Annotated in this window: 11 protein-coding genes; 4 read left to right on the top strand and 7 right to left on the bottom strand. The window is 38.7% G+C overall.

The genetic code is table 11. The features are described from left to right. Window position 1 precedes the first annotated feature (1 nt). The 7 genes from EJN90_RS09065 to EJN90_RS09035 all read right to left on the bottom strand — a co-directional run bounded on the left by EJN90_RS09065 (window position 2) and on the right by EJN90_RS09035 (window position 8,655). Complete coding sequence (locus EJN90_RS09065) at window positions 2–673, bottom strand: ABC transporter ATP-binding protein (protein WP_126110502.1); 672 nt, start codon at window positions 671–673, stop codon at window positions 2–4. 11 nt (window positions 674–684) lie between these two features. Then, window positions 685–1,776 carry an ABC transporter permease gene (locus EJN90_RS09060; RefSeq protein ID WP_126110500.1) on the bottom strand — a complete coding sequence of 364 codons (1,092 nt, stop codon included), beginning with the start codon at window positions 1,774–1,776 and terminating at the stop codon, window positions 685–687. A gap of 430 nt (window positions 1,777–2,206) precedes the next feature. Further along, the gene (ald, locus tag EJN90_RS09055) at window positions 2,207–3,322 is read right to left on the bottom strand and encodes an alanine dehydrogenase (protein WP_126110498.1); all 1,116 of its coding nucleotides are present in this window, start codon (window positions 3,320–3,322) and stop codon (window positions 2,207–2,209) included. A gap of 247 nt (window positions 3,323–3,569) precedes the next feature. Continuing rightward, window positions 3,570–5,498: a cobalamin-binding protein gene (locus EJN90_RS09050; protein WP_126110496.1), complete on the bottom strand. Its 1,929-nt coding sequence runs from the start codon at window positions 5,496–5,498 to the stop codon at window positions 3,570–3,572. Between the two features lie 13 nt (window positions 5,499–5,511). After that, on the bottom strand, window positions 5,512–6,579 hold the full coding sequence (locus tag EJN90_RS09045) for an NAD/NADP-dependent octopine/nopaline dehydrogenase family protein (protein ID WP_126110494.1): 1,068 nt from the start codon (window positions 6,577–6,579) through the stop codon (window positions 5,512–5,514). A gap of 394 nt (window positions 6,580–6,973) precedes the next feature. Further along, complete coding sequence (locus EJN90_RS09040) at window positions 6,974–7,594, bottom strand: PepSY domain-containing protein (RefSeq protein WP_126110492.1); 621 nt, start codon at window positions 7,592–7,594, stop codon at window positions 6,974–6,976. A gap of 89 nt (window positions 7,595–7,683) precedes the next feature. Further along, the gene (locus EJN90_RS09035) at window positions 7,684–8,655 is read right to left on the bottom strand and encodes a Gfo/Idh/MocA family protein (protein WP_126110490.1); all 972 of its coding nucleotides are present in this window, start codon (window positions 8,653–8,655) and stop codon (window positions 7,684–7,686) included. A 128-nt stretch (window positions 8,656–8,783) separates the two neighbouring features. Here EJN90_RS09035 and EJN90_RS09030 point away from each other — a divergent pair, with 128 nt between their 5' ends. From EJN90_RS09030 to EJN90_RS09015, 4 genes are all read left to right on the top strand, one after another. Next, entirely contained in the window at window positions 8,784–9,245 is a 462-nt protein-coding gene (locus EJN90_RS09030; protein ID WP_126110488.1) for a flavodoxin, read from the top strand. 48 nt (window positions 9,246–9,293) lie between these two features. Next, window positions 9,294–10,187 carry a hypothetical protein gene (locus tag EJN90_RS09025; RefSeq protein ID WP_126110487.1) on the top strand — a complete coding sequence of 298 codons (894 nt, stop codon included), beginning with the start codon at window positions 9,294–9,296 and terminating at the stop codon, window positions 10,185–10,187. A 137-nt stretch (window positions 10,188–10,324) separates the two neighbouring features. After that, a complete protein-coding gene (locus EJN90_RS09020) occupies window positions 10,325–10,774 on the top strand; it encodes a putative periplasmic lipoprotein (protein WP_126110486.1) in 450 nt (149 codons plus the stop codon). A gap of 202 nt (window positions 10,775–10,976) precedes the next feature. Beyond that, on the top strand, window positions 10,977–12,221 hold the full coding sequence (locus EJN90_RS09015) for an aminopeptidase (RefSeq protein ID WP_126110485.1): 1,245 nt from the start codon (window positions 10,977–10,979) through the stop codon (window positions 12,219–12,221). The last annotated feature ends 43 nt before the right edge of the window (window positions 12,222–12,264 follow it).

Below are 12,264 nucleotides of genomic sequence, written 5' to 3'. Positions count from 1 at the left end.
CTTAATCTCTTAATCTTAAGACGCCATCTTCCATGACATATACTTTGTCACAGTAGTCAATCAGACGTTCGTCATGGGTCACCATAATGGTAGCTTTGCTTTTATTTTTTGTTTCTCTCGCAAGAATTTCCACTACTTCAAATGCTTTTTCAGTATCTAGACTGGCAGTTGGTTCGTCAGCTAAAATCACAGAAGGGTTATGATACAAAGCTCTCGCGATTGCGACGCGCTGCCTCTCTCCTCCTGATAAATCACTTGGATATTTATCTCGAAGGTCAGTTATTCCGAGTTCCTCAAATAATGTATTAGCAGTTTTTTTGTCATATTTAGATTGGTCTACTTTATTCACTAAACGCATTTGATTTTCAACGGTTAGAAACGGCACTAAATTTGATGCTTGCAGGATAAATCCAATCTCTTCAAAGCGCATTTTACTGCGTTCTTTTTGACTAACTTCACTGAACTTTTGGTCACGAATCATGACCCTTCCTTCTGATGGCGTTTGAAGCCCGCCGATAATTGTCAAAAATGTACTCTTACCGGATCCACTTGGTCCAATAACAGCAACAAATTCACCGGATTTTACAGAGAAGTTGGTTTTTTTCAGAGCTTGAATTTCTTTCGTTCCATCATTAAATTTTTTAGATACGTCTTGTAATTCAATTAATTTCATGATGTCTCCTCCTATCCGATAGCTTCTAATGGGTCAATTTTAGCAACTGCACGCACTGAGAATAATGCCCCCATCACTGCAAAGAATACCAATAGAGCGGTAATTCCTCCTAAAAATAGCAAGTTTGTACGATAAGGAACTGTCGCAGGCAATATAAACGAAGTTCCTACAGTTAATAGTAATCCAATCCCTACTCCAATTGCTGCTAACAGAAACGTTTGAGCAACAACCGATTTAGAAATATAAAAAGTGGATATACCTTGTGCTTTCATTACGCCAAACATACTCGCTTTTTGTAAGGTCAATACATAAATGAATATCCCAATTACAACTGCTGCAATCACAATCAAAAAACCAATCATTAATCCAAATGTCAATACTTGAGCCGTATATCCGGGAATTTCATTAATATAATCTTTAATAGAATAAACTCGCAAGTTATCATTATCAACGGTTATATCATTCAAATCATCTTTTTCACTTTTTGCAATAATGGCGCTGATCCGTCCCTCTTCTGAATCATCTATTTGTTCAAACCGCACTTCCTGATAAGTTCCTACTGTCGTATAAAGTACTGGAGCTACATTGAATTTCGCATCTTCAGTAAACCCAACTACTTTTATCAGTAAATCGGTCCCAGCTAATTGCAGGTTATCGCCGAGTTCTACCCCGTATTCTTCTTGCATACTGATATCGGCAACTACTTCATTATCTTCAGAAAATGCTTCGCCTTCGAGTACTTCCGGCATAATAAAACTATCCGATTCAATTCCGAAGAAAGTAACGCTAATTTTGGCATCTTCAGATGTCGCTCCTTCTTTACGTACAACGTTTGGCGTTTGCCCTAAAATAGCGACCTCCAGAGCATCCACATCATCTGCAGCACTGCGGGGCATCATCGACATATTAATATTGGTATTGGATTCATCTGTCAAAATGATTGCATCTGCTCCCCACTTATCCACACTTGTTCTATTTTCTTGCGCCAGTCCATATGCGAGACCGACCAGAAAAAAAACTAAGTATGAGACGAGTACCATTACGCCAATAATTAATGCAAACCGTGTCTTTGAATACTTAATTTCATTCCACGCTAAAAACATTCTGCTTATCTCCTCTCTTTCATTTTTAATATCCTTTTTTAATCTGCTGAACGTCCCATTCACAATCGAGTAGCTTGCCTTATTATAATACAAGCGGTCAAAAAAAGAGAGGAAAGATGTCTCGCGGGTATGAGGATAGAAAAATTCGGTTGATAACTGGTTATTATCATGCCTAGTTGATAAGAAAAGCGGACAAGTCCGCCTTGACCTATGAAAAAATAGGAAATTTGACCCTGAATTGTCAGGAGACTTCACGCTTCAGCGGGTTAGTCGAATGATATGCGTTAGCGAGCAGCGAAGCGCGCAATGGGCCAAATTTATCTTTTTTTCACTAGGTCAGGACTTGGGAGCTAGACATTGATGGCTGAACTTATAATCCCCTAGTCTATAAAAAAGACGAGACTTTTTATCGTCCCGTCTTGTCGTTAAATTATTTAATTAATTTTGCGATGTCTACATACTCTTTATCAAGAGATTCTGCAACATCTTTGTTTGTTACTTTTCCTTTATAAACGTTGAAACCTGTCATGATGGTCATATCACTTTTTCCTGCAGCTTCATAACCTTCATTAGCAATTTTCACTGCATATGGAAGTGTAACGTTTGTCAGTGCAATAGTAGACGTTCTCGATACTGCGCCTGGCATGTTTGGTACTGCATAGTGAAGGACACCGTGTTTTACGTAAACTGGGTCATCATGAGAAGTTACGTGATCTTCTGTCTCGAAGATTCCACCTTGGTCTACTGCAATATCCACAATAACTGATCCCGGTTGCATACCTGCTACCATTTCACTTGTTACCAATGTTGGTGCTTTGCGTCCTGGAATCAATACAGCTCCTACAACAATGTCTGCATCTTTGATCGCATTCGCAATATTTACCTCATTAGACATTAATGTAATTACGTCAGCACCGTATAGTGCTTCAATTTCGCTCAGTACTTCTGGCTTCACATCTAAAACCGTACAATGTGCACCCATCCCTAAAGCGATTTGCAGTGCATTACGTCCCGAAACGCCACCACCGATGATAACAACTTTACCATTTTTTACACCCGGTACCCCGCCGATCAAGACACCTTTTCCGCCATATTGGCTTTCTAAAAATTGTGAGCCGATTTGAACAGATAAACGTCCAGCAATGACACTCATTGGGTTTAAAAGTGGCAAGTCGCCTGCTTCTCCAACCATCGTTTCATAACCGATTGCAATTGTTCCTGATTCTTCTAATGCCGTTGTTAAGGCTGGTTCATTTGCTAAATGTAAGTATGTGAAAATAATCAAATCTTTCCGGAAATATTGATATTCCGATTCCAAAGGTTCTTTTACTTTAATAATCATTTCTGCAGACCATACTTTTTCTGCAGAAGCTTCGACATTTGCGCCTGCTTCTTGATATTGCTCATCTGTGAATCCGGAACCAACGCCTCCGCCAGATTGCACCATTACTTGGTGGCCGTTTTGAACAAGCAATTCGACTCCTAAAGGTGTAATTCCAACTCGATTTTCGTTGTTTTTAATTTCTTTCGGTATTCCGATTAGCATAAAATATATTCCTCCAAATTTTTGTTTACAACTATCATTAAAATTCAAAAATAAATGACTTTTCGTATACATATTTACTCTAAATTTGTAATACTTTTTCTATACCCAGATAGCTGTTTTTGTCATTTTCTTTTATTATCATACCACTTTTCTGCAATCAATCAAAAGATGATGCATCATTTCTCTATTAAATTCCCATGAGAAATCGGTTCCTTTACTATTATATCACTCTTTAAAAAATTTGGAATTATTTTTCTAAATTTGGAATATTTACGAGTAAACCTGCTCTTTTTTGCTGCAATCGATAGCTAATTTCCGGGATGTTTTTGATTGCAAATTCTGCAACTTTTTCAGCTGAAACCGATTTGCCTTCTTTATCGACTACTTTTACACTGCCTTTTATTGGTTTAGTTCGAAAATGAGTCACATATTCGAACTCTTCTTTCTCCGACCAAATATAAGGAGTCGGCATAAAGCCAGCTGCAAAAATAATATAAAAGCCTTCTGCGGAGTACGGATCAGGAACGGATGTCTCAATTGCATTTATCAAGATTCGGACGTTTTTCAATAATTCTTGTGTACGTGCTGCAACTTCTTCATTTTGACTCATGTCTTCTACTAATCCAGCACGGCGTAAGCGTCGGTACTCTTGAATCGCAAACTGTGTGATTTGAACACTTTCATTGATTACAGGAGGTGTTGCCAAATGATCTGCCTCTGAGTAGCTCACTACATGTAAAAGCGGCGGGCTCTGCTCGTTACGCGGCTCGATATCGTCAATCAGAGCGGATACGGCAGCTAATTGAACGCGTGCCTGATCCAAGTCTGGCGAGAAGTAATCCAACCCGGCTCGCGGCTGTAGTAAAACTTTAAAATTTACATCTTCTAAAGGCTTGATTAATTCCAATGCTGCGCGTGCTTTCGCTAAATCTTGAATTCCCCATGTATAGCGAGGCGTGTTTAACATAATTTGCAAGATAAAGGTTTTGATACCCATTTTCTTTGCCAGCCTTGCAGCTAAATAAGCAGAAAGAACATAGGTTGAATCATCTGCTCCTCGAAAAGAGAAGTGATGCGGTGTATTTGGTTCAAATGGTTTATCTGTTGTTGCAATGTATTTCATTGTTTCGATATGAGCTTGTAAATTTTTATAGACATCATTAGGACCACGGCCGTCCATTTTATTAAACCACCACAAGGATAACGCATGCCAAGCGATATTAAGGTGATTCTCATAGACTTTAGCCATTTCCACCGTCCTCTGCGTACCCGAATATGTTCTTACAAGCATTGGGCTGGCAGCATCGGCAATTTTTTCAAATTCTTCCTTACTATTGACTGGTACACCGCCTCCATTCGGCCTGTCGCCCCAGTCTTCTCCAAAATTCGATTGGGAAAGCTGAGAACTCCCGATCGATAGAATGTCTAAATATTTTGTATCCGCTAAATGAGTACACCAATTCAAGAACTCTTTAACATTCTTTTCTCTGCTGACATTGGATGAAAAAGGTCCGACATGTGCCCGCATTAATGGATGGTAATTGTCGGTCATGGTTGCTTCCACTCTCTTGATGACTGTATCTTTTCGCGTACCAAAATCGGGATATAGCACTCTTTCTACCGGCTTGAAATCTAAATAAGCCTTTTTTCGAATAACTTCTTCTCCGAACTTGAGTAGATTTTCATCGTATTTACTCCCTTCTTTCATTTCAGCAGGAATACGTTCCTCCGGCACACCATACTTTTCCAATGTTTCTTGCGGTGTTTCACTTCCTTGGAATGTCAATACATAATTATTTGACTGTTGGCGGATTAACTTACATGAATGGGGCAAGCCGCCGAAAGATACGCCATTAATCGGCCCGCCTTGCTGAACGAGCATTTGATGGGAGCGAAGCGCATATAAAACATGTCCGACCATATCTACCGCGACGGTCTCATCTAAGCGGTAACTTAAGCCAATATAAGTAATTTTATTTTCCTTTAACCAGCTAATAAGTTTTTCCTGATTGGAGGAATAGCGAATATCGTTGATCACTTGAGAAATTTGAGTATCTCCTGTTTCCACTCGGTAGCCACAATCACGTAACAATTCAGCCGCTGCGTTTACTCCGAGGGTGTGTGCATCCAGTGAAGGCTTTAATAAAGCAAATACTTCGTTATCTTTTATAGTCATATTCCATCCTCCTTTAATTTAAGATACTTCGAAGTGATAGGTCTCTTGCATCAAACACTTCTCGTAAATTGCGACCTTCTTTGCGGAAATCAATATCTAATAAGGCGGACGCAAGATCGATAATAAGACCAATGTGTTTCATTTCAAGTCCTAATTCTTTTCCAACTGCTTCCAAGGGTACCAGACCTGTTGGTATGTCTTCCGTGATATACCGGTGCATCAGATTTTTAGGTCCTAAGATGGTGCGGTATGCTTCATTTTGCTGAATAACTTCATAAAAATTATCGCCTGCTAAATCGTAGGTTCGCTTCATCCATTCTTCGGCAGACTCAATCGGATGGCCTAACAAACGAGCGACTTCTTGTCTTTCACGGTCCATTTTCTCAATAAACACGGCAATTGTGGGACTTATTCCTTCTCGGTAATAACAAAAATCATGTTCGTCACTTTCAACCCATCCTGTATTTAATAAAATGGGAGCGCAGTGCATAATCATCCCCACATTTCCAATGGATGTCTCAATAATCGATTCAGCGGGAATAAACTTACCTCTTAAACAATGAGGCATCTTTTGAACCAATTCTGCATTATCTGTTCCATTTATCGTAGAAATTAAAACGTCATTCTTCAAGGCATACACTTCTACTTCGTTATCACTTGTTTTTCGACAAGTGTATAGAATGGTTTGAGTCTCCGCAATCAGTGGATCTATTGCGGCATTCCTTTGCTTGAATTCATGTCGAAATTCCATGGCACCGAATGTTCTTCCCGGGTTCAATATAATGGTTGTATTTCGCTTTAATGTTTGGGCGAATTGTTTTGCTAGTAACGCATGCGAAAACGCAGGCGTAGTAATAAATACGATTTCAGGGTTCTCTAAAGCTTCTGATAAATCATTGGTTACGCAAGCAATTTCTGCACTTCCTTCGATAATTCCAGAGCAATGAATAACGGGATAGTCTATCAGTATCTCTATATTCTTTTTTGTACGATTCCACAATGTCACTTCATTCCCATATAAAGTTAAATGGGCCGCCATTGCTAACCCTGAATTACCTGCTCCAATAACAGTTACTCTCATGTCCTCACCCTTCCTTTTATAATTATGATAGCGTTTCCATTCCTTCTAATTTAGTTATAGCACATAGACACTAATCCTGTCTAGTTTAGAATAATTAATCTCTGTAAAACGCTGATACATAGATGCTTTCAAGACTAATATCTCTTAGGATTTTTTGAGGAAAAGGAAAAGATACAAGATTTAAGCGTAAGAAAAGCGGACAAGTCCGCCTTGGCCTATGAAAAAATAGGAAATTTGACCCTGAATGAGCAGCGAAGCGCGCAATGGGGCAAATTTATCTTTTTTTCACTAGGTCAGGACTTGGGAGCTAGACATTGATGGCTGAACTTATAATCCCCTAGTCTATAAAAAAAGATATCCTTTTCATCGGATATCCTGTAATAAATTTAGTTCTTTAGTTGTCAATTTCGATAATGTCACCTGTTTCAGCATGAAGGGTTACGTCACGATCATCGGTTCCTTCAAATTCTATTTCGTATTCCGGACGATTTTGATCATCGTCTACATCTAAGTTCCAGCCTTCTAAGGTAGCGTCTTCCGCTACTTCTTGGCGTGCAATATCAATCGCTTCTTGTGGATCCATGATTGAATCGAAATTCAAATAACGATTATCATTATCCACATCATCTTCATCAACATTCATTATCTCTGAATTTACTGCATTGATTTCTACTTCATACTCGCGGTTATCAAAGACACCGGTAATTTCGTAGGTCCATTCGCCCCAATCTTTATCAAAGTCTACTCCTTCAATTTGAGCTTCTGGGTACTCTTGCCAATAGACATCCAACGCTTCATCTAGGGTAATTACATTTACAGTAGAATCGTCTGCACTTGATTCTCCTACGCTTTCGTTCTGATCAATTGGAGGCGCACTTTCAACCGCACTTGAAGTTTCATTTCCTGTGCCAGGATCAACGGGTGGTCCATCTACTTCAGCCGGACTGTTATTACAAGCTGCTAAAGTTAGTGCTGAAAATGCTGTAAAAGTTACTGTTTTCCATATTTTCATCATTTTTACCACCTTTACTTTTTTGAGATAACTCCTGTTATCTTCACTTATAATGGTATCGGAATTGAAAAACGATTACAAATAATACCTCTTTATTTTCGGTAGTTATCCTTCAGTAATTCATCAAAAATTTGAATCGTTCGAGCTGCTTGTATAGTGTTTGCTGGGCTTTTGCCTTTACCAAGTAACTCGTTTATGATTTGTTGGATATAAGCTAAACCAACATGTTCTGGATTTTCAAATTCAACGGCTTGTCCATTGACAATTAAATCCGTAACACCCGTTCCTGAAAAAGACATTTTTCCTTTTGTGCCCGTAACCGTTACTTCATCAAGATAATAATCAGCAACATAACACCAAGTTGCGGTACCCAATACGCCGTTTTTAAAACGGAAGGTTGCAACTGTGGTATCCTCTACTTCATAGAGGCCCCTTCTGTTTTCTGCGAAGCCTTTTACGGAAGAAATTTCACCAAACAAATAGCTTAAATAATCAAGTACATGAACTTGCGTATCAAGCGCTTTTCCACCGCCTGCTTCTGGACGGAGGCGCCAAGGCAAGTTAGTCCTGTCGTAATCCTCAGGTGCCGCTTTAGCAAAATGTCTGCTTTCTATGGTTAATGGAATACCGATTGTGTCTTTTTCCAGCAGTTCTTTTATCTTATTAATTTTATCTAATCCACGACGATAGAAATTGACATATACCGGTAAATTTTTCTCCTTGCCTCGTTTAATAATAGCTTGACATTGTTCATAAGTACTTGCCATCGGTTTTTCGATTAATGGAACTTTTCCAGCTTCTAAAATTTGAATGGCATAATCATAGTGACTTGCTGGCGGCGTTGCAATATAAACCGCATTTATTTCTTGATCTGCCAGCAATTCCTCTACGGTCTCGTAAACTTGACCATGGCCGTGACGTTGAACCCAGTCTTCAGCTTTTTCTTTTGTACGGCTGTAGACTGCTTTCAAACGAGAACCCTCTGCTTTATAAAGTGAAGGTGCTGTCTTTTTTTCCGTCACATCTCCGCAGCCAATCATTCCCCAAACAACTTCTTTCATCATACATCCCTTCTTTCTTTTTCATTTTTAACATTATAGCATTTTACCAACATTTCAATTTGTTTCTTCGTGTATAGATTCAGAAAATTTGGTATACTTTGGGAAAAGGTATAGTAGAAAGAAGGGGCAAAATGACACAGGCTTTAATTGTCTATGCAAGTTTGACAGGAAATACGGAAGAGATTGCTGATATTACAGCGGAATTATTTGAGGAAGCTGGTGTGGATGTTGACGTCGTTGAGTGCGTCCAAGCAGACCCTGCAGATTATGAAGACTATGATTATTGTATCGTAGCAAGTTATACTTATGGAGTCGATGGCGACTTACCGGATGAAATCATGGACTTTTACGAAGAATTAGAGGAATTTGATTTAACGGGAAAAGTCTTTGGTGTTGTAGGTTCGGGCGATACTTTTTATGAAGAATTTTGTACAGCTGTCGATGATTTTGAAGAGCAGTTTGCAAAAACTGGTGCTACAAAAGGTGCAGCAGGAGTAAAAATTGATTTGAATGCTGAAGAAGAAGATGTAGAAAATCTAAAAGCATTTGTTAAAGGAATGGTTGAAACATACGAATCTATGTTAGGTAACTAATACAAGGTGGTGAGTCAGATGGTCTTGATGGAGCAAGGAGGTATGCCTGTGGACTTAGGTATGGAATACGAGACGCTTCTATTGCAACTTGGTTCTCTTTCGCGCAGATATTATCTCGCTGAGGAAGCCTATAATGATCAGCAAGAGCAACTTAATAAGTCAATCGAACAATTAGAAAAGAAGTCAGCTAATTTAGAAAAATTAGAGAAAGAATCCTTTTCGAATTCTGTTTTAAAAATTATCGGCGCATACGAACAGCGCTACCACCGTGAGTCAGAGGAAAAACTAAGCGCCAAACTCGAATTTGATAAAGCTTATGTTTTGAAAATCAATGCTCACCGCCACTTAATTGAATTAGAAGAAGAGATGGCTGAGAAAAAAAATCGCCTTCGAGATGTAAAAGAAAATCTCTTGCGCCGAAATCCTGATTTGGTAAATGTGGTTTCTGAGCGAGAGCAAGATTTAATTTTAGTACAACATGAATATACACAAACAGTTGAAGCAGAAGAAGCTTCCTATCAATTATTGGAAACAATCAGTGATATTTTAACTACATTAGATTCTTCCGAAACAATTAACAGCTGGGAATTGATTACCGAAATTGATGTTTTGCTGAATTTTGTAGACCGTCATCAATTAGATGTAGCAGAAGCAATGATTATTGATTTAGAACGAAAAGTTTATGCGTTGGAGCGAGAACTTCAGGATTTGAATTATATTTATGAAAGCCAATATCGTCAAATCACCGAAGCTCGTCCAGTAATCAGCGACTTTTTTACCACTCTATTTTCAGAGTGGTCCACAAAAAATATTATCGAGAAAAATTTAGAGCAATTGATTTCCCTCCAGGAAAACGTGCTGCATATTGTGGACTTATTAACGGCCCGCAAGAAAGAGTTGGAGCGCCAATTCCTTGCTTGGTCCGAAACAAAAGAAGCTTGATTTTGGATTTTTTTATTCTTTCCTGATACAATGTACTAGTTGGAAAAAAGCATGCATGACTTATTTTAAATGCTTCTAATTATTTTGTTGCGTTTTATATAAATTGTTGTGTACTGTCATTTTATCAGGAGGTATGTATGAAAAAATTATCATTATTGTTTATAGCAAGCTTTACATTGGCGGCTTGTGCAGCCGAAAATAACTCTGACAGCTCAGAAGCTGTGGAATCTATGGAAACGATAGAATCTGAAGTATCAAGTGCTCCAGAATCGGTTGAAACTTCAGAGCATTCTTCTCAAGAATCAGAGACTGCTTCAGAAGATTTGGAGGGTGTCACAGAGGAAGAGTTGGCAAATGCTGAATCTGTTTCCGAATATGATTCATACGAAGAGCTGGTATATCAGGATGTATTCAATCCTGAGCAGTATCAAGGATCCATTGTCACTGACAATCAAGGAAAACGGATTTTTCTATTTAGTGACGGTCAAAATCAAATCTACAAAACCATCTATATCAAACATGATAACCGTCTTAAAATTATTGATCTTCAGAAAGATGATCTAGTTTACAATAAAATAATTCAATAAAAAAGCGGTTAGGCATTCACATTGTGGTGCTTACCCTTTTTTATAGTTCTATATTTCTTAGTGTAGGTAGAATACGCTGATCACCCTCCATTTTTTTCGGACACCACTACAGAAATAATAGAAGTTTTTTTCTTTTAGTATTTTGTTAATATGGTATGATAGAAAATAAGAAAACTTTTTAAAAAAGGAGCATATTACGAATATGGTATTACCAAACTTTGAAGAAAACTTGCAGAAATATGCAAAATTACTCGTTTCAAAAGGAATTAACGTACAAGAGGGCCATACAGTTGTGATCAACATCGATGTGGAGCAAGCTTCATTCGCTCGCCTTCTAGTAAAAGAAGCTTATGCTTTAGGAGCTGAAGAAGTAGTCGTTAAATGGGCTGATGATGTCATTACCCGTGAAAAATATCTACACACACCAGAAGAACGTTTAACAGATATTCCTCAATATAAAATTGATGAGTCTAACGACATGTTAGAACGCAAAGCAAGCCGTTTATCTGTTCGTTCCTCTGATCCAGATGCGTTAAATGGCGTAGATAGTAAAAAATTGGGTGCAGTTATGACTGCAACAAGTAAGGCTTTGATGGCTCAACGAATTGCTACACAAGCAAATAAAGTTTCCTGGACTGTTGCTTCTGCATCAGGTGCTGCTTGGGCTGCAAAAGTTTTCCCTGAATTGGAAACGGAAGAAGAACAAGTAGATGCTTTATGGGATGAAATTTTCAAAACTTGTCGCGTATACGAAGAAAATCCTATCAAAGCATGGGACGATCATGAAACTCGTTTGCGTTCAAAAGCTGACGTTTTGAATGAAGAACAATTTGACGCATTACACTACACTACTCCTGAAGGCACAGATTTAACGGTTGGTATGCCTAAAAATCATATTTGGGATTCTGCTGGTGCTATTAATGCACAAGGTGAAGAATTTGTCGCAAACATGCCTACCGAAGAAGTTTTCTCTGCTCCGGATGGCCGCCGCATTGATGGCGTTGTAAAATCTACAAAACCATTGAGCTATAGCGGAAACATCATTGATGGCATGACCTTTACTTTCAAAGACGGTTCTGTTGTAGAAGTAAGTGCTGAAAAAGGCGAAGATGTTCTGAAAAACTTGGTAGAAGATAATGATGGAGCACGCAGCTTAGGTGAAGTTGCATTAGTTCCACACAAATCTCCTATTTCTCAATCTGGCCTGGTATTCTTCAATACTTTGTTTGATGAAAATGCATCCAATCACTTGGCTCTTGGTTCTGCCTACGCATTCAGTGTTCAAGGCGGTACTGAAATGTCTCAAGAAGAATTAGCTGAAGCTGGTTTAAACCGCTCCAACGTTCACGTTGACTTCATGATTGGTTCTGAAACAATGAATATCGACGGAATCCGTAAAGACGGCAGCAAGATGCCAATCTTCCGCAATGGAGACTGGGCTTTCTAATTTAAAATTCAAACCGCACCCTCTGCTTTTTAGAGTTGGGTGC

Source organism: Jeotgalibaca ciconiae (assembly GCF_003955755.1).
In the GTDB taxonomy this organism is placed as follows: Bacteria; Bacillota; Bacilli; order Lactobacillales; family Aerococcaceae; genus Jeotgalibaca; species Jeotgalibaca ciconiae.
The sequence above is the reverse complement of the archived record's forward strand: the minus strand, read 5'-3'. Positions and strand labels throughout refer to the sequence as shown.